Source organism: Bradyrhizobium sp. 2S1, assembly GCF_011516625.5.
GTDB lineage: Bacteria > Pseudomonadota > Alphaproteobacteria > Rhizobiales > Xanthobacteraceae > Bradyrhizobium > Bradyrhizobium septentrionale.
The window spans coordinates 5,500,559-5,517,925 of the sequence record NZ_CP147717.1; the positions used below are offsets into that span (position 1 = coordinate 5,500,559).

16 protein-coding genes are annotated in these 17,367 nt (G+C 65.1%); 13 read left to right on the forward strand and 3 right to left on the reverse strand.

Features of this window, described 5'->3' with window-relative positions; all coding sequences use genetic code 11:
• Positions 1–15 precede the first annotated feature (15 nt).
• From hflK to HAP54_RS26015, 4 genes are all read left to right on the forward strand, one after another.
• The gene (hflK, locus tag HAP54_RS26000) at positions 16–1,155 is read left to right on the forward strand and encodes an FtsH protease activity modulator HflK (RefSeq protein WP_166304991.1); all 1,140 of its coding nucleotides are present in this window, start codon (positions 16–18) and stop codon (positions 1,153–1,155) included.
• Positions 1,152–2,051: a protease modulator HflC gene (hflC, locus tag HAP54_RS26005; RefSeq protein ID WP_166304994.1), complete on the forward strand. Its 900-nt coding sequence runs from the start codon at positions 1,152–1,154 to the stop codon at positions 2,049–2,051. The genes hflK and hflC overlap by 4 nt, the downstream gene beginning before the upstream one ends.
• A 109-nt stretch (positions 2,052–2,160) precedes the next feature.
• Entirely contained in the window at positions 2,161–2,361 is a 201-nt protein-coding gene (locus HAP54_RS26010) for a DUF2065 domain-containing protein (protein ID WP_029078835.1), read from the forward strand.
• Between the two features lie 168 nt (positions 2,362–2,529).
• Complete coding sequence (locus HAP54_RS26015) at positions 2,530–4,032, forward strand: Do family serine endopeptidase (protein WP_166304997.1); 1,503 nt, start codon at positions 2,530–2,532, stop codon at positions 4,030–4,032.
• A 172-nt stretch (positions 4,033–4,204) separates the two neighbouring features.
• Here the strand turns inward: HAP54_RS26015 and serB are convergent, their stop codons facing one another.
• The gene (gene serB, locus HAP54_RS26020; RefSeq protein WP_166305000.1) at positions 4,205–5,110 is read right to left on the reverse strand and encodes a phosphoserine phosphatase SerB; all 906 of its coding nucleotides are present in this window, start codon (positions 5,108–5,110) and stop codon (positions 4,205–4,207) included.
• On the opposite strand from serB, the gene miaA reads away from it, so the two are divergent.
• The 9 genes from miaA to ilvC all read left to right on the forward strand — a co-directional run bounded on the left by miaA (position 5,109) and on the right by ilvC (position 14,655).
• Positions 5,109–6,038 (forward strand): tRNA (adenosine(37)-N6)-dimethylallyltransferase MiaA, encoded by a 930-nt coding sequence (gene miaA, locus HAP54_RS26025; RefSeq protein ID WP_166305002.1) that lies wholly within the window; start codon positions 5,109–5,111, stop codon positions 6,036–6,038. The genes serB and miaA overlap by 2 nt on opposite strands.
• Before the next feature lie 166 nt (positions 6,039–6,204).
• A complete protein-coding gene (locus HAP54_RS26030) occupies positions 6,205–7,239 on the forward strand; it encodes an IS110 family transposase (RefSeq protein WP_166294930.1) in 1,035 nt (344 codons plus the stop codon).
• 679 nt (positions 7,240–7,918) lie between these two features.
• The gene (locus tag HAP54_RS26035; RefSeq protein WP_166305005.1) at positions 7,919–9,694 is read left to right on the forward strand and encodes an acetolactate synthase 3 large subunit; all 1,776 of its coding nucleotides are present in this window, start codon (positions 7,919–7,921) and stop codon (positions 9,692–9,694) included.
• Positions 9,695–9,708: 14 nt separating this feature from the next.
• The gene (locus tag HAP54_RS26040) at positions 9,709–10,692 is read left to right on the forward strand and encodes a threonine dehydratase (protein ID WP_166305007.1); all 984 of its coding nucleotides are present in this window, start codon (positions 9,709–9,711) and stop codon (positions 10,690–10,692) included.
• Positions 10,693–10,713: 21 nt separating this feature from the next.
• Positions 10,714–11,256, forward strand: coding sequence for an acetolactate synthase small subunit (gene ilvN / locus HAP54_RS26045; protein ID WP_016841057.1), 543 nt, complete (start codon positions 10,714–10,716; stop codon positions 11,254–11,256).
• A 3-nt stretch (positions 11,257–11,259) separates the two neighbouring features.
• The gene (locus HAP54_RS26050) at positions 11,260–11,955 is read left to right on the forward strand and encodes a class I SAM-dependent methyltransferase (RefSeq protein WP_166305010.1); all 696 of its coding nucleotides are present in this window, start codon (positions 11,260–11,262) and stop codon (positions 11,953–11,955) included.
• A gap of 35 nt (positions 11,956–11,990) precedes the next feature.
• Positions 11,991–12,869: an EamA family transporter gene (locus tag HAP54_RS26055; protein WP_166305012.1), complete on the forward strand. Its 879-nt coding sequence runs from the start codon at positions 11,991–11,993 to the stop codon at positions 12,867–12,869.
• A 7-nt stretch (positions 12,870–12,876) separates the two neighbouring features.
• Positions 12,877–13,485: a LysE family translocator gene (locus HAP54_RS26060; protein ID WP_166305015.1), complete on the forward strand. Its 609-nt coding sequence runs from the start codon at positions 12,877–12,879 to the stop codon at positions 13,483–13,485.
• Positions 13,486–13,635: 150 nt separating this feature from the next.
• On the forward strand, positions 13,636–14,655 hold the full coding sequence (gene ilvC, locus HAP54_RS26065) for a ketol-acid reductoisomerase (protein WP_029078826.1): 1,020 nt from the start codon (positions 13,636–13,638) through the stop codon (positions 14,653–14,655).
• A 165-nt stretch (positions 14,656–14,820) separates the two neighbouring features.
• On the opposite strand, the gene HAP54_RS26070 is transcribed toward ilvC, so the two are convergent.
• Both HAP54_RS26070 and HAP54_RS26075 read right to left on the reverse strand, forming a co-directional pair.
• Positions 14,821–15,927 carry a DUF2336 domain-containing protein gene (locus tag HAP54_RS26070; RefSeq protein WP_166305017.1) on the reverse strand — a complete coding sequence of 369 codons (1,107 nt, stop codon included), beginning with the start codon at positions 15,925–15,927 and terminating at the stop codon, positions 14,821–14,823.
• A gap of 214 nt (positions 15,928–16,141) precedes the next feature.
• Positions 16,142–17,239, reverse strand: a complete 1,098-nt coding sequence (locus HAP54_RS26075; RefSeq protein ID WP_224741785.1) for an adenylate/guanylate cyclase domain-containing protein — start codon at positions 17,237–17,239, stop codon at positions 16,142–16,144.
• Positions 17,240–17,367 lie beyond the last annotated feature (128 nt).

Here is a 17,367-nt window from a genome sequence, read left to right on the forward strand (position 1 = left end):
TCGAGGAGATGTTTGATGCCGTGGAAAAATCAAGGCGGGGGGCCCTGGGGCTCGGGTCCGAAAGGGCCGTGGGGCACCGGTCCGCAGTCAGCCGGGCCGAGGCCGCCGGATCTTGAGGATCTGCTGCGGCGCGGCCAGGACCGGCTGCAGCAGTGGCTGCCCGGCGGTCATTTCAGCGGCATGGGCGTCGCTCTGGTGCTGGTCGCCGCGCTGGCGATCTGGTTCGCGACCGGCATCTTCCGTGTGCAGTCCGAAGAGCTTGGCGTCGTCCTGCGCTTCGGCAAGTATGTCCGCGATGCGCAGCCGGGCCTGCGCTATCACCTGCCATATCCAATCGAGACGGTGCTGCTGCCGAAGGCGCTGCGCGTCAACACGATCTCGATCGGCATGACCCTGATCGACGATCCCGCTCGCCGCGGCCGCACCATGCGTGACGTGCCGGAGGAGAGCCTAATGCTGACCGGCGACGAAAACATCGTCGACGTCGACTTCACCGTGCTGTGGCGTATCAAGCCGGGCGGAGCCGGCGCCTATCTGTTCAACATCCAGAATCCCGAAGGCACCGTGAAGGCGGTTGCCGAAAGCGCGATGCGTGAGGTGATCGGCCGCTCGCAGATCCAGCCGATCCTGACCGGGGCGCGCAACGTCACCGAGCAGAACGTCCAGGAACTGATGCAGAAGACGCTCGACGGCTACAGCGCGGGTATCCAGATTGCGCAGGTGCAGATGCAGAAGGTCGACCCGCCGGCACAAGTGATCGACGCATTCCGCGACGTGCAGGCGGCGCGCTCCGACCTCGAGCGCAAACAGAACGAGGCGCAGACCTACGCCAACCGGGTCGTGCCGGATGCGCGTGGTCGTTCCGCGCAGATCCTGCAGGCCGCCGAGGGTTACAAGGAGCAGGCGGTCGCCGAGGCCAAAGGCCAGAGCGCCCGCTTCCTGAAAGTCTATGAAGAGTACAAGAAGGCACCCGACGTGACGCGCGAGCGCATCTATCTGGAGACCATGGAAAAGGTGCTCGGCAGCTCCGAGAAGCTGGTCTATGACGGCGGCCAAGGCCAGAACATCGTGCCCTATCTTCCGCTTGGCGAGCTGACGCCGCGGCGTCCGGCGGCAGCACCGGCCACGACCGGCCAGCAGGGAGCCACCCGATGAGGTCCCCTGTCACCGGCATTGTGTCCCTGATCATCCTCTTCATCGTGCTTGCCGTCGGCTACAGCTCGGTGTTCACCGTGCAGCAGACCGAGCAGACCATCGTCCTGCGGTTCGGCGAGCCAGTCGACGTCGTCACCGATCCCGGGCTGCACTTCAAGGCGCCGTGGAATTCGGTGATCAATGTCGACAAGCGCATCCTCGATCTCGAAAACCCGTCGCAGGAGGTGATCGCCTCCGACCAGAAGCGGCTGGTGGTCGACGCCTTCGCGCGCTATCGCATCAAGAATGCGCTGCGCTACTACACCAGCGTCGGCTCGATCCAGGCCGCCAATCTGCAACTGACCACGCTGCTCAACGCGTCGCTGCGCCGCGTGCTCGGCGAGGTCAGCTTCATCACGGTGGTGCGTGACGAACGCGAGCGGCTGATGTCGCGGATTCGCGAACAGCTCGACAAGGAGGCTGACGGATACGGCATCGAGGTCGTCGACGTCAGGATTCGCCGCGCCGACCTGCCGGAGCAGAACAGCCAGGCGGTCTACGACCGGATGAAGACCGAGCGTCAGCGCGAGGCGGCCGAGTTCCGTGCCCAGGGTGACCAGAAGGCGCAGGAGATCCGCTCGAAGGCCGATCGCGAAGCAACCGTGATCGTCGCGGAAGCGAACTCCACCGCGGAGCAAACCCGCGGTGCGGGCGACGCCGAGCGCAACCGGTTGTTCGCCGAGGCCTACGGCAAGGACAAGGACTTCTTCGCATTCTATCGCTCGATGACGGCCTACGAGAACAGCCTCAAGTCCGGCGACACGCGTTTCCTGTTGCGGCCGGACTCGGAATTCTTCAGATACTTCGGCAGCGCCAACGGCAGGCTGCCTGAGGCGGCCGCCGCGCCGAAACAGTAACCTCACGACTTGAACTTCACGGCGTGAACATCATGATTTGGCGGCGATGCGGACAACGCGTCGCCGCCACTCAAACAACAACAAGCATCGAGCGGGAGGCTGCCATCCGATGAAGTCCATAGCGTTCGGCGACTTCCTCATCGGTCTGGGAATCCTGTTCGTGCTCGAAGGCATCTTGTTCGCGGCAAGTCCCGCCTGGATGCGCCGGGCGATGAAGAGTGCGCTGGCGACACCCGACAATTTGCTGCGTATCGTGGGCATCGGTTCGGCGGTCGCAGGTCTGGTTCTGATCTGGGCGGTGCGACGCTGAGCGTTGCATGTTCCGTCGCGCCGATCGTGCCGGAATGAACATAATCGTGAGCCTCTTGCGGCCGGTTTTTCGCCGAAATATCCGGCTGAGATGCTTGCGCCGCCCGCCCGTTCGGGCGCACTCTGTAACCAGCTGATTTCGAACCCGATTGCTTGGAGAACTTCCAACATGACCGCTGCCAGACCAGCCCTGAGCCGTCGCCTCCGCATGGTGGGAGCCGCGATCTCGATCGGTGCTGCGAGCATGCTGAGCTCTGTGCCGGCGTTCGCGCGTGGTCCAGACGGCATCGCCGACATCGCCGAGAAGGTGATCGACGCGGTCGTCAATATCTCGACGTCGCAGACGATCGAGGCCAACAAAGGCGGCGGCGCGATGCCGCAGCTGCCGCCGGGCTCGCCGTTCGAGGAATTCTTCGACGACTTCTTCAAGAACCGCCGCGGGCCGCCCGGCAAGGGCGGCGACAAGAGCGGCGAGTTCCAGCCGCGCAAGACCAACTCGCTCGGCTCGGGCTTCATCGTCGATACCGCGGGCATCGTCGTCACCAACAACCATGTCATCGCCGACGCCGACGAGATCAACGTCATCCTCAACGACGGCACCAAGATCAAGGCCGAGCTGGTCGGCGTCGACAAGAAGACCGACCTTGCGGTCCTCAAGTTCAAGCCGCCGAAGCCGCTCGTCGCGGTCAAGTTCGGCGACAGCGACAAGATCCGTCTCGGCGACTGGGTGGTCGCGATCGGCAACCCGTTCAGCCTCGGCGGCACCGTGACCGCGGGCATCGTTTCGGCCAAGAACCGCGACATCAGCCAGGGGCCGTATGACAGCTACATCCAGACCGACGCCGCCATCAATCGCGGCAATTCCGGCGGTCCGCTGTTCAACCTCGAAGGCGAGGTGATCGGCGTCAACACGCTGATCATCTCCCCGACCGGCGGTTCGATCGGTCTCGGTTTCGCCGTGCCGTCGAAGACGGTGGCCGGCGTCGTCGACCAGTTGCAGAAGTTCGGCGAGCTGCGCCGCGGCTGGCTCGGCGTGCGCATCCAGCAGGTCACCGACGAGATCGCCGACAGCCTCAACATCAAGCCGGCACGCGGCGCGCTGGTAGCCGGCGTCGACGACAAGGGCCCGGCCAAGCCGGCCGGCATCGAGCCCGGCGACGTCGTCGTCAAATTCGACGGCAAGGACGTCAAGGACCCGAAGGATCTGTCGCGCATCGTCGCCGACACCGCGGTCGGCAAGGAAGTCGACGTCGTCATCATCCGCAAGGGCAATGAGGAGACCCGCAAGGTCACGCTCGGCCGGCTCGAGGACAATGACAAGGTTCAGCAGGTCAACGCCAAGTCGAAGGACGACACCGCCGAGAAGCCGGTGACCCAGAAGGCGCTCGGTCTCGACCTCGCGGCGCTGAGCAAGGACCTGCGTACCAAGTACAAGATCAAGGACAGCGTGAAGGGCGTCGTCGTCACCGGCGTTGACGGCAATTCCGACGCCGCCGAGAAGCGGCTGTCGGCCGGCGACGTCATCGTCGAGGTGGCGCAGGAGGCGGTGGCGAGCGCCGCCGACATCAAGAAGCGCGTCGACCAGCTGAAGAAGGACGGCAAGAAGTCCGTGCTGCTGCTGGTCTCGAACGGCGACGGCGAACTGCGCTTCGTCGCGCTCGGCGTGCAGTAACGGCGCGCGCTGACGCCTGACCCTGTCATCCCCCGCGAAAGCGGGGGATCCAGTACGCCGCGGCCGCTCTTGTTGAGGAAGTGGGCAACGGCTTTTCTAGATAGCCGGCATCGGTGGTTATGGGTCCCGGCTCCGTGCGCAAGCGCGCACTCGGCCGGGACGACGCCGAGGATCACCCCGCCACAAACTCGTCCCGCCGATAGCCCTGCGCGTACAACAGCGCGGTGAGATCGCCGTGGTCGATCCGCACTGCGGCTGCGGCTGCGACCGCCGGCTTGGCGTGATAGGCGACGCCGAGGCCTGCGGCCTGGATCATGCCGAGATCGTTGGCGCCGTCGCCCACCGCCAGCGTGTCGATATCGTCGAGGTCGAACGATTCGGTGAGCTCGATCAGGGTGGCGAGCTTGGTTGCGCGGCCAAGGATCGGCTCGACCACTTCGCCGGTCAGCTTGCCGTTCTCGACCTGCAGCTGGTTGGCGCGGTTCTCCTGAAAACCGACCTTCGCCGCGACCACGCTGGTGAACTGGGTGAAGCCGCCCGAGATCAGGCAGCTATAGGCGCCGTGTGCGCGCATGGTCATGACGAGGTCGCGGCCGCCCGGCGTCAGCGTGATGCGCTTGTCCAGGACCTCGTCGACCACGCTGACCGGCAGGCCCTTGAGCAGTGCGACGCGCTCCCGCAGCGCCGACTCGAACTCGATCTCGCCGCGCATCGCCCGCTCGGTGATGTCAGCGACATGGGCTTTCAGCCCGGCGAAGTCGGCGAGCTCGTCGATGCACTCCTGGCCGATCATGGTGGAATCCATGTCGGCCAGAAAAAGCTTCTTGCGCCGGCCGATCCGAGGCTGCACGACAACGTCGATCGGCAGGTCGCTGCGGGCCCGGCGCAGGCGCTGCTCGATCGCCTTGATGTCGTCCCTGCCGGCGTCCTGGCTCTCGAAGGGAATGTCGACGGCGACTTCGTTGAACAGCCACTGCGCCGGGCCGGGTGAGGGCAGCACGGCCCGCGCACCGTCGACGATGGTGGAGTCGAGCGCGGGGCTTGCAGGATTGCAGATCAGCGTGGCAACGAGGGACATGCAGGCGCATTCGGGATTGTTGGACAAGGCAGTGCTTATCGCAGGGCCGACCGCCAGCGGCAAGTCGGCCCTGGCGCTCGCGCTCGCGCAGCGCACCGGCGGGGTCGTGATCAACACCGACTCCATGCAGGTCTATCGCGATCTGAGAATCATCACCGCGCGGCCGACGGCGGGCGAGGAGGCGCTGGTTCCGCATCAGCTCTACGGCCATGTCGACGCCGGCGTGAATTTCTCCGCCGGCGCCTGGGTGACTGACGCGGCCAGGGTGCTCGGCGAGGCCCGTGCGGACAAACGCCTGCCGATCTTCATCGGCGGCTCAGGCCTGTATTTCAAGGCGCTGACGCGCGGGCTGTCGGCGGTACCGCCGATCCCGGCCGAGGTGCGCGACCGCGTTCGCGCCAGGCTCGAGCAGCACGGCGTCGAGGCGCTGCATGCCGAGCTTGCCGAGCGCGATCCGGTGTCGGCCGAACGGCTGAAGCCGCGCGACCGCACCCGCATCGCGCGCGCGCTCGAGGTCGTCGAGGCCACCGGCCGCCCGCTGCCGGACTGGCATCGCGAGGGCCTGCCGCCGTTGCTGCCGCCGGGCCAATTCCACGCGCTGTTTCTCGCGCCGGAGCGCGATTGGCTTTATGCGCGGATCGACGCGCGGTTCGGCGTCATGCTCGATGCCGGTGCGCTCGACGAGGTCGCCGCATTGGCGGCGCGCGGGCTCGATCCACTGCTGCCGGCCATGAAGGCGCATGGCGTGCCGGTGCTGATCCGGCACTTGAAGGGGGAGATCAGCCGGGAGGAGGCCGGCGAGATCGGCCGCGCCGACACCCGCCATTACGCCAAGCGCCAGTTCACCTGGTTCCGCCACCAGCTCCCGGAATTCGAATGGGTGGGGCCCGAGGCGGCGAAGGAGTGGCTGGAGGAGCGGATCCCCTAGCCCAGTCCCGTAGATGGGGTAACGGGCCGGCCGGCCGCTCGCTACGGCGCGATTTGGAAGCGCGCTCGCGAGCGGCCTGTTGGTTGGAAGGCGGTCGTCCCTCAAACTGATGGTGTCAATAAACGGAGTCGGGCAAGCCCGCTCCAAGCATCATTAAGGGACGACCATGTACCACTATGCAGGAATCGACGTGTCTTTGGAATGCTCGAGCGTCTGCCTTGTCGATGGGACAGGTAAGATTTTGCGCGAGGCGAGGGTTGCGAGTGAGCCGGAGGCCTTGATCACCTGGTTGCGGTCGCTGGGGTTGGTGCTGGAACGGATCGGGCTGGAGGCTGGTCCGCTGTCGCAATGGCTCTACGCAGCGATGCGGGATGCGGGCCTGGCAGTCGAACTGTTGGAGACGCGGCACGTCCGCGATGCCTTCAAGGCGATGCCGGTGAAGTCGGACCGCAACGATGCCCGCGGGATCGCGCAACTGATGCGGCTGGGCTGGTTCCGGCCGGTGCACTGCAAGTCGATCGAAGCGCAAGAGACGCGGGCGGTTCTGACGGCACGCAAGCTGCTGCAGTCCAAGCTGCGCGACATCGAGAACAGCCTGCGCGGCGTGCTCCGCGGCTTCGGTCTGAAGGTCGGCACGACCACCGAGCGCACGTTCGCCGAACGCATCCGGGAGCTCGTAGCGGGCCATCCCGGACTTGAGATCGTGGCACAGGCGCTGCTCGAAGCCCACGCCGTGCTGCGGCGCGAGTTCAATGGCCTGGATAAGCACACCCAAAAGCTCGCCAGGTCGCACCCTCAAGCCCGCCTCCTGATGACGACACCGTCCGTCGGCCCGATCGTGGCGCTTACCTACGCCTCGGCGGTCGACGACCCGAAGCGCTTCCGGTCCTCGAAGGCGACGGGAGCGCATTTTGGCCTCACCCCGAAGAAGTACCAATCGGGCGAAACCGACTATACCGGCCGCATCAGCAAGATCGGCGATGCCTCCGTGCGCGAGGCGCTCTATCAAGCGGCTCACGTCATGCTGACCAAGCCGGTCAGGAACTGCTCGGCGCTGAAAGGCTGGGCGATGCGGATCGCCCGGCGCGCAGGCCTGCGCAAGGCCAAGGTGGCGCTCGCACGCAAGCTCGCCGTCGTTCTGCATCGCATGCTCGCCGACGCCAAACCGTTCAACCCGATGGCCAAGGCCTCGGCAACCTAAGCAAGGAGCAGCAATCGGTTCTGGGCGGGCCACGACACCAGGCTCTCCCTGAGCGAGGTCCCTGCGCCGGGACGATGGATCCGGTCAGGCCGCCATCCGGGAAGTGGCTCACAACCACGCTTCCGTAGATTGGCCGGCCGGCTCCTCAATGCACCCCATCAGGCGACGGCCTTCGCGCCGATCCCGTACAGAAGCAAGTGCCCGGCGAGTGGATCACGCAAAAAGGGATTGACTTACAAAGGCCCGTTACAGAAGCCCGGATGAAGCGCAGCGTAATCCGGGGACCCGGCCCCCGCGGGGAAGTCCGTCCCGGATTTCGCTTCGCTCCATCCGGGCTACGCGCCCGTCAGCCATGCGCGTTCGCCTGCGCAAAAACACTCGCCGAACGGCTGGAACCCCGTTACACTCCAAAAATCGCGAAAGTGCTTGCCTTGCCTTGACATTCGGGCTTTGGCCGCTATGTTCGCGCAACCTTTGGGAATACTGGGTCGTATCGTGCGCAATATTATTACCAAACTCCTTATCGCCGTCGTACCCAGGCACACCGCCGGGGATGGCTAGCGGCCATCCAAATTCGGGCGGTGTGCATGGGGCCTCTGGGGCCCCTTTTTATTGCCCGAAGCCGAACTGACGAGAACTGACAAAAGCCGCGCAAAAACAAGCGCATCCGGAGCGAACCATGACCGACAAGAGCCACGATCCCAATCAGATGACCGGCGCCGCGATGATCGTGCGCGCGCTCATCGATCACGGCGTGCAGCATGTCTTCGGCTATCCCGGCGGCGCGGTGCTTCCGATCTATGACGAGATTTTCCAGCAGAGCGAGGTCGAGCACATCCTGGTCCGCCATGAGCAGGGCGCCGGCCATGCCGCCGAGGGCTATGCGCGCTCGACCGGCAAGCCCGGCGTGGTGCTGGTGACGTCGGGTCCCGGCGCCACCAACATGGTGACGCCGCTGACCGACGCGCTGATGGATTCGATCCCGCTGGTCTGCATCACCGGCCAGGTGCCGACCCATCTGATCGGCAACGACGCCTTCCAGGAGTGCGACACGGTCGGCATCACGCGGCCCTGCACCAAGCACAACTGGCTGGTGCGCGACGTCAACGACCTCGCCAAGGTGCTGCACGAGGCCTTCTACGTCGCCACCACCGGCCGGCCCGGCCCGGTCGTGGTCGACGTGCCGAAGGACGTGCAGTTCGCGACCGGCACCTATCATCCGCCGCGCAAGTCGGACGTGCACATCTCCTACACGCCGCGCGTGAAGGGCGATGCGACCCAGATCCGCAAGGCGGTGGCGCTGCTCGCCAATGCCAAACGTCCGGTGATCTATTCCGGCGGCGGCGTGATCAATTCGGGCCCCGAGGCCTCGCAACTGCTGCGCCAGCTGGTGGAGGCGACCGGCTTCCCGATCACCTCGACCCTGATGGGGCTGGGCGCCTATCCGGCGTCGGGGCCGAACTGGCTCGGCATGCTCGGCATGCACGGCACCTACGAAGCCAACATGACCATGCATGATTGCGACGTCATGCTGTGCGTCGGCGCGCGCTTCGACGACCGCATCACCGGCCGCACCGACGCGTTCTCGCCAGGCTCGAAGAAGATCCACATCGACATCGACCCATCCTCGATCAACAAGAACATCCGCGTCGACGTGCCCATCATCGGCGACGCCGGTAACATACTCGGCGACTTGCTGCAGGTGTTCAAGGCGGAAGCCAAAAAGCCCGACATCAAGGCGTGGTGGCAGCAGATCGCGCAATGGCGCGCGCGCAAGTCGCTGTCCTACAAGAAGAACAACGATATCATCCTGCCGCAATATGCGATCCAGCGCCTGTTCGAGCTGACCCGCGGCAAGGACACCTACATCACGACCGAAGTCGGTCAGCACCAGATGTGGGCCGCCCAGTTCTTCGGCTTCGAGGAGCCGCACCGCTGGATGACCTCCGGCGGTCTCGGCACCATGGGCTACGGCCTGCCGGCCGCGATCGGCGTCCAGGTGGCGCATCCGGACAGCTTGGTGATCGACATCGCCGGCGACGCTTCGGTGCAGATGACGATCCAGGAGATGTCGACGGCGGTCCAGTTCGAGCTGCCGATCAAGATCTTCATCCTGAACAACCAGTACATGGGCATGGTGCGGCAGTGGCAGCAGCTATTGCACGGCAACCGTCTGTCGCATTCGTACTCGGAGGCGCTGCCGGACTTCGTCAAGCTCGCCGACGCCTATGGCTGCGTCGGCCTGCAGGCGACCAAGCCGTCCGATCTCGACGGCGCGATCAAGGAGATGATCTCGATCAAACGTCCGGTGCTGTTCGACTGCCGCGTCGCCGCGCTGGAGAACTGCTTCCCGATGATCCCGTCGGGCAAGGCGCATAACGAGATGCTGCTGCCGGAAGAAGCCACCGATGAGGCCACCGCGAGGGCCTTCGCGGGTGGCAAGGCGCTGGTGTGAGGTGAGGACGGATCATGTTTGACCTCAACGAGCTCGAGCGCGCGCACAGGATCGTCGGCACCGCGGTGCCGGCGACGCCGGCGCATGCCTGGCCGCTGCTGGCCGAGCGGCTCGGCGCCGAGGTCGTGGTCAAGCATGAGAACCACACCCCGACCGGCGCCTTCAAGGTGCGCGGCGGGCTGGTCTATCTCGAACGTCTGAAGCGCGAGCGGCCCGATGTGCCCGGCATCATCTCGGCGACGCGCGGCAATCATGGTCAGAGCCTGGCCTTTGCCGCGGGCCGTCACGGCGTGCCGGCGACAATCTATGTGCCGCGTGGCAACTCGGTCGAGAAGAACCGCGCCATGCACGCGTTTGGCGCCGAGTTGGTCGAGCACGGAGAGGATTTTCAGGCGGCGCGGGAAGAGGCCGAGCGCCGCGCCCAATTCGCCGGCCTGCACATGGTGCCGTCGTTCCACCCGGACCTGGTGCTCGGCGTTGCGACCTATGCGCTCGAACTGTTCCGCACCGCGCCCGACCTCGACATTCTCTACGTGCCGATCGGGCAGGGCTCCGGCATCTCGGGCATCATGGCGCGCGACCTGCTCGGGCTGAAGACCGAGATCGTCGGCGTGCAGTCGACCGAGGCGCCGTCCTATGCGCTGTCGCTTGCGGCCGGAAAGATCGTGACCACCGAGACCAGCAACACCCTTGCCGACGGCATGGCGACGCGGATTCCGGACGCGGACGCGTTCGCCCTGATCCGCAAGGGCGCATCCCGCATCGTGCAGGTCACCGACGACGAGGTCGGGCAGGCGATCCGCGCCTACTGGACCGACACCCATAATCTCGCCGAGGGCGCAGGTGCTGCGGCGCTCGCAGCCGCGCTCCAGGAAAAGACCAGGCTCGCCGGCAAGCGGGTCGGCCTGATCCTGAGCGGCGGCAATATCGATTTCGATCTGTTCCGGACCTGGATCGGGACAGATGCCGCGCCGGCCGCCCAGCGGGCGGTGGCGTGAAAAGCATGTAAGGGGACGACCATGAACCAGCCCGCATCCGCCTACTTCCTCGAAGAGCGTCACGATCCCAACGAGACGCATACGCTGTCGGTGCTCGTGCAGAACGAGCCCGGCGTGCTCGCGCGCGTGATCGGGCTGTTCTCCGGCCGCGGCTACAACATCGAGAGCCTCACCGTCTCGGAGACCGAGAGCCAGAAACACCTCTCGCGGATCACGATCGTCACCACGGGTACGCCGATGGTGATCCAGCAGATCAAGCATCAGCTCGACCGCATGATCCCGGTCTACCGCGTCGTCGACATGACGCTGACCGGCAGCTCGATCGAGCGCGAGCTTGCGATGGTCAAGGTGAGGGGCGGTGGCGATCACCGTGTCGAGGCGCTGCGGCTGGCGGATGCGTTCCGCGCCCGGGTGATCGACGCCACCACCGAGAGCTTCGTGTTCGAGATCACGGGCAACTCGTCCAAGATCAGTCAGTTCATCGACCTGATGCGCCCGCTGGGGCTGGTCGAGGTGTCACGAACCGGGGTGGCCGCGATCACGCGCGGGCCGGAAGGGATGTGAATCATGTTGGCGCGCGACTGGTACTACACCCAACGGCGGCAGGTCGGTCTCGATACCGCGGTGGCCTCGATCTATGACGTCAGCGAGGACAGCGACGTCCGTGCCCGTCAGGCGCTGACCATGCTCGGTGCCAGGCCGGGCTGGCGGATCGCCGATATCGGCTGCGGCAACGGCGTGCTGGCGACCGAGGCGGCGCTGCTGGGCGCCGAGGTCGACGCCATCGACATCTCGCCGGCGATGATCGGGCTCGCCGAAATCTATGCGCGCGACCGCAAGGCGAAGATCCGGACCCAGCCGGCCGGCCTGTTGTCCTTCGCCTATCAGCCGAATTCCTACGATCTAATCGTCAGCGAGTTCACGCTGCATCATTTGCCCGACTTCTGGAAGGCGGTGGCGCTGTCGCGGATCTTCAACGCGCTGAAGCCCGGCGCGAACTTCTATCTGCGCGACATGGTGTTCGTCAGCATGCCCGACGGCGTCGATCGCGATGTCGAAGGGTGGGCCGATTTCTCGATCAAGAATCACGATTTCGAGCGCGAAAGCGTGATCACCCACATGCGCGACGAATACTCGACCTTCGGCTGGGTGATGGAGCGCATGCTGACCGAGACCGGTTTCACGCTGGTCTCCGTCGATTACCACGCGCCGCTGCACGGTACCTACCTGTTGCGCAAACCGATGCCGGGCCAACAAATCTAGATCCCGACCGTAACGGAAGCAAAAGAAGAACAAAAATGAAGCCGGCCGATGTTGGCATCGCCGTCATGGTCGCGGTGATCTGGGGGCTTGCGTTCGTCGCAAGCCGGATCGCGCTCGATGAGCTGCCGCCCGAATTGATGACGGCGCTGCGCTTCGGCATCGCGGCCCTGCCGTGCCTGTTGCTGTGCAAGCCGCGCCAGGTCTCGTGGCCGCTCCTGATCGGAATCAGCCTCACCTTGTTCCTCGGCCAATTCCTTGCGCAGTCGATCGCAATCGCCCATGGCGTGCCGGTCGGGCTCACCAGCGTGATCGTGCAGAGCCAGGCGCTGTTCACCATCGGCTTTGCCGCGCTGCTGTTCGGCGAATTGCCGTCGCGGCCGCAGACCGTCGGCATCGCCATCGCCGCGATCGGCCTGCTGATGATCTGCGGCACCGTCGGCTACGATTTCAGCGTCAGCGCCTTTGCCATCCTGATGATCTCGCCGGTCTCGTTCGCAATCGGAAACCTGCTGCTGCGGCCGGCGCAGGGCGCGCGGATGTTCGATCTGTTCGCATGGCTGTGCCTGTGCGCGGCGGTCCCGTTGTTCGGCCTGTCGCTGCTGACGCTGGGCGCGAAGCCGATCTGGCAGTCGCTGTCGCATCTGTCGCCGGCCGGCATTGTCTCGATGCTGTTTGTCGGCGCCATTTCCACCAGCATCGCCTACTGGCTTTGGGGCCGGCTGCTGCGGGATTATCCGGCGGCGCAGGTGGTGCCGTTCGCGCTGCTGGTGCCGTTCGTCGGCTCCGCCGCCTCCAGCGTCGTGTTCGGCGAGAAGTTCGGGCCGCTGCGGCTGGCCGGCATGGTCACTGTCATCGCCGGCATCGCCGTGATGCTGCTGTCGAAACGGCCAAAAACTCTGCCGAAAGTCGCGTGAGGGCACAATGTCGAATTCGCTGCTGTTCGCCTTTGTCGTGTTCGCGGTCGTGATGTTCTTCACGCCGGGCCCCAACAACATCATGCTGCTGTCGTCGGGGCTGACCTATGGCTTCCGCCGCACCGTGCCGCACATCGTCGGCATCACGGTCGGCTTCGCCTTCATGGTCGGGGCGGTCGGGGTCGGGTTAGGGGCGGTCTTCAGCGCCTATCCGGTGCTGCAGACGATCCTGAAATATGGCGGCGTGGCCTACCTGGTCTATCTCGCCGCCGTCATCGCCATGGCCGAGCCGCCCTCGGCGGACAAGGACGACAAGGGCGGCCGCGGCCCGATGACGTTCTGGGGCGCGGCCATGTTCCAGTGGATCAATGCCAAGGGCTGGGTGATGGTGATCGGCACCATCACGGCCTATGCGGCGATCGCTGCCTTTCCGTGGAACATCGCGATCCAGGTCGGCCTGAGCCTGATCCTGGGGACGGTGTCCTGCATCGTCTGGGCCTTGTTCGGCACCGCGCTGCGGCCGATCCTGACCTCACCCCGGGCGATCCGTGCCTTCAACGTCGTCATGGCCATCCTGCTGTTGGCCTCGCTCTACCCGGTCTTCATGGACGCATGATGCCGCACCGCGCCATGCGAGATTGGGGTTTCCCCTGAGGGGGAAAATGCTCTAGACAACGCCGGAAATTCGCGGGCGCCCGGCGGTTCTGACCTTCCGAAAGCCTGATTCATCGGCCGATTTTGGCCCCCTTCAAACGAGGAAACCACGATGCGAGTTTACTACGATCGCGATGCCGACCTGAACCTGATCAAGGGCAAAAAGGTTGTTATCGTCGGCTATGGCAGCCAGGGCCACGCCCACGCGCTGAACCTGAAGGATTCCGGCGTCAAGGAAGTCGCCATTGCGTTGCGCAAGGGCTCGGCCTCGGCCAAGAAGGCGGAAGCCGCCGGCTTCAAGGTGATGGAAGTCGCCGAGGCCGCCAAGTGGGCCGACCTCGTGATGATGCTGACCCCGGACGAGCTGCAGGGCGACATCTATCGTGAGCACCTGCACGACAACATGAAGAAGGGCGCGGCGCTCGTGTTCGCCCACGGCCTCAACGTGCACTTCAACCTGCTCGATCCGCGCGCCGACCTCGATGTGCTGATGATCGCGCCGAAGGGCCCCGGCCACACCGTGCGCTCGGAATATCAGCGCGGCGGCGGCGTGCCCTGCCTGATCGCGATCGCCAAGGATTCGTCGGGCAACGCCCATGACCTCGGCCTCAGCTACGCCTCGGCGATCGGCGGCGGCCGCGCCGGCATCATCGAGACCACCTTCAAGGAAGAGTGCGAGACCGACCTGTTCGGCGAGCAGGTGGTGCTCTGCGGCGGCCTGGTCGAGCTGATCAAGGGCGGCTACGAGACGCTGGTCGAGGCCGGCTACGCGCCCGAGATGGCCTATTTCGAGTGCCTGCACGAAGTGAAGCTGATCGTCGACCTGATCTATGAAGGCGGTATCGCCAACATGAACTACTCGATCTCCAACACCGCCGAATATGGCGAGTACGTCACCGGTCCGCGCATCGTCACGGCCGAGACCAAGGCGGAGATGAAGCGCGTGCTCGCCGACATCCAGGGCGGCAAGTTCGCCCGCGACTGGATGCTGGAGAACAAGGTCAACCAGACCTCGTTCAAGGCGACCCGCGCCAAGCTCGCCCAGCACCCGATCGAGGAAGTCGGCGCCAAGCTGCGCGACATGATGCCCTGGATCAAGAAGGGCGCGCTGGTCGACAAGACCAAGAACTAAGCGCTGGACGCGAACTTAGGGCGGGTTAGCGAAGCGTAACCCGCCGCTGCTTCGCCTCGGCATGGTGGGTTACGCCTTCGGCTAACCCACCCTACGCATCAAATCAAAAAGGGTGGGCAAACGCGTTGCCCACCCTTTTTCGTTGTCACGACGACGTAGCGGCAGTTAACCCGCCGCGATCGGCTGCTTCTCGATCCTGTTGTGCAGCTGCCAGAACCGCACGGTGCGCTGTGCGGTCTCCAGCGACAGCCGCCGGTAATCGCGCTGTGCGATCTCGAGCGTTGCGTTGTCGATCGAATGCGGCAGCGGCCGCTTGCGCAGGATGCTTTCGACCGTCGGCCAGTTCAGCCGTGCCGAACGGCACGGGATCAGGATCAGGTCAGAGCGCAGCCCGAGCATCAGGCGTTCGATCATCGCGATCGGCATGTCGTTGAGCACGGCGAGCGCGACCGTGACCTCGTCGAACTTGCCGGATTCGGCGAACTTGTAGACGGCCGCGTCATCGAGCTCGTTCAGCTGCTTCATCAGCTTGACCAGCTCTTCGGCGATGCCGTAGTTGCGGCGCGGAGCAGCGGCCTCTTCCTGCGCGATGTCGTTCAGCACCTGGCTGATTTCCTCGCGCGCCCTGGGCGACGCGATCGCGAGCAGGCGGGCGCGCACCGTATCCTTGGCGCGCTGCAGCAGGTCGCGCAGCAGCTTGGCTGGAATGTCGATGCGCAGCCCGAGGATCTCGACCAGCTCGTCATCGCCTGCGGCGCGGGCGACGATCGAGGAATAGCCGTTGTCCGAGAACTGCGCGCCGGCGTTGTTGGCGAGCCGCCGGATCACTCTGTCTTCGCCGCGGTCGATGATCACGTCGGTGACGGAGGCGGGCAGGTTTTCCCGCGCCGAGATCGCGAACAGATGATCCTGTCCCTTGCTGCTCGCGATCTCGCGCAGTGCGTCGCTTGAGAGGCGGCTGGAGTGGGTCAGTACGTCGCCCGCGACGCCGATGTCGTCGTCCCAGGCGAGGTGCTGAATCACCTCAAACGGCGCGTAGTCGAGCGGTGCGAGCCGCTTGCTGAGCTCGGCCCGCGCCCGCGTCTCTACGCGCGCGACGAGCAGGCAGAGCACGTCGTCGAACACCTTGACCTGTTCATCGTTGAGGCGGTCGCCGTCGTTCAGGAACAGATCGGTGACCTGCCGCAGCGTCTGCACGCGCTTGGCGGATGTCCCGTCCCTGACCGCATCTTCGAGTTCGGCAATAATCGATTGTGACGCCTGTTGCGCCATCGATGGGCAACCTTGTTTTTGTTGAATGACACCTGATCTGCACCATGCAGGGCGCGGTCTTACACGTGCGTTAAGGTGGAACCCGGTGCAAATACGGGTGCATCGCATCCTTAACAGGGCGCGACCGGACACGATGCAATTTACGCTTTCGACGGAGCCGTCGGAGCTAGAGCTTCGGTTCTGATTGAATCAGAACCGAAGCTCTGGCTTCTTGTTATGACGCGTTTTCTTCACGCGAACCGGTGCCCACTTCGCTCGAAAGCGCTCTAATGCGCATTAAGAGATTATTTAGGACGACGCACGCCGCGCGACGGCAAAGATGTCGATCGATGCGGCGCGCCCGCGCAATTGCGTCCAGCCGAGCGGCTCGATGACGAAATCCTGTTCCGAAGGCAGCAGGCGAAGCAACTCGCCCGAGATCAGCAGCGGCCGGCCGGCCGGCCTCCTTGCAATGCGCCTGCAGCCGCGCCGTGACGTTCACGGTGTCGCCGAAATAGGCGATCTGCCGCCGCGAGTCCCCGCATTCGCCGATCACGACCGGACCGGCATGCATTCCGGCCCGAAATGCGGGCACCACGCCGAACTCCTTGCGATAGTGATCGGCCCGCCTGGCCAAGCGGTCCTCGATCGCGAACACGCAGTCGAGATAGCGCCGCGATGTCTCGTCCGCACCGGCCGGCCATGTCACGATGACCTCGTCGCCGACATAGGCATGCACCTCGCCGCCATGCGCCACGATCGCGTCGTCGATGTCGAAGAAGAAGCGCGTCAAGAGCTCCTGCACGCGCAGTTCGCCCATCGCCTCCGCCAGCGACGTCGAGCCGACCAGGTCGAGAAACAGCAGCACGCGCTCCTCGCGCACCGGTCGGCGGTAGCGCCCGAGCACGACATTGAGCAGCGTCCGACCGCCGATCATCCGGACCAACTCGTAGATCGTCGTGATCGGGATCGACATCAAGAGGCCGACGCCGATGATCTTCAGGAAGGTGTCGCGAATCCACTTCGCCTCGAGCCCATGCCCGTACAGAACGATCTCCAGCACGATCGCGGCGACTGCGACGATGGCGGCCAGGATCACGGAGCGGCCGATCAACTCGACAATGAGCGGCCGCCGCCGCAGCCAGCCGCCGCGCGCGACCAGATAGAGATGCGACGCCCAGACGATCAGGGAGATGGCGGCGCCCTCGAGGCCGCTGCGCGAATAGTTCGCGACCGAGGCCTCGTCGGATTCATCGAAGGCGTAGCGAAACAGTCCGCCGACGAGCAGACCGAACACGGCCAGAACGATCGCAGGCGTCACCGCGCGCCGCATGGTCCCTCCACATCCATGAAATATCCTGCGCGGATCGGGAAGGCTAGCGGTTGCACGGCGCGGTCGGGGGTGAACGGGATACGCTGCAGCGGCACTAATGTATGGTTCGATGGCGGGGATCGATCGGA

Coding starts and splice junctions, on each gene's coding strand:
- hflK (WP_166304991.1), top strand. CDS start 16: ATGCCGTGGAAAAATCAAGGCGGGGGGCCCTGGGGCTCGGGTCCGAAA.
- hflC (WP_166304994.1), top strand. CDS start 1,152: ATGAGGTCCCCTGTCACCGGCATTGTGTCCCTGATCATCCTCTTCATC.
- HAP54_RS26010 (WP_029078835.1), top strand. CDS start 2,161: ATGAAGTCCATAGCGTTCGGCGACTTCCTCATCGGTCTGGGAATCCTG.
- HAP54_RS26015 (WP_166304997.1), top strand. CDS start 2,530: ATGACCGCTGCCAGACCAGCCCTGAGCCGTCGCCTCCGCATGGTGGGA.
- miaA (WP_166305002.1), top strand. CDS start 5,109: ATGCAGGCGCATTCGGGATTGTTGGACAAGGCAGTGCTTATCGCAGGG.
- serB (WP_166305000.1), bottom strand. CDS start 5,110: ATGTCCCTCGTTGCCACGCTGATCTGCAATCCTGCAAGCCCCGCGCTC.
- HAP54_RS26030 (WP_166294930.1), top strand. CDS start 6,205: ATGTACCACTATGCAGGAATCGACGTGTCTTTGGAATGCTCGAGCGTC.
- HAP54_RS26035 (WP_166305005.1), top strand. CDS start 7,919: ATGACCGACAAGAGCCACGATCCCAATCAGATGACCGGCGCCGCGATG.
- HAP54_RS26040 (WP_166305007.1), top strand. CDS start 9,709: ATGTTTGACCTCAACGAGCTCGAGCGCGCGCACAGGATCGTCGGCACC.
- ilvN (WP_016841057.1), top strand. CDS start 10,714: ATGAACCAGCCCGCATCCGCCTACTTCCTCGAAGAGCGTCACGATCCC.
- HAP54_RS26050 (WP_166305010.1), top strand. CDS start 11,260: ATGTTGGCGCGCGACTGGTACTACACCCAACGGCGGCAGGTCGGTCTC.
- HAP54_RS26055 (WP_166305012.1), top strand. CDS start 11,991: ATGAAGCCGGCCGATGTTGGCATCGCCGTCATGGTCGCGGTGATCTGG.
- HAP54_RS26060 (WP_166305015.1), top strand. CDS start 12,877: ATGTCGAATTCGCTGCTGTTCGCCTTTGTCGTGTTCGCGGTCGTGATG.
- ilvC (WP_029078826.1), top strand. CDS start 13,636: ATGCGAGTTTACTACGATCGCGATGCCGACCTGAACCTGATCAAGGGC.
- HAP54_RS26070 (WP_166305017.1), bottom strand. CDS start 15,927: ATGGCGCAACAGGCGTCACAATCGATTATTGCCGAACTCGAAGATGCG.
- HAP54_RS26075 (WP_224741785.1), bottom strand. CDS start 17,239: ATGCGGCGCGCGGTGACGCCTGCGATCGTTCTGGCCGTGTTCGGTCTG.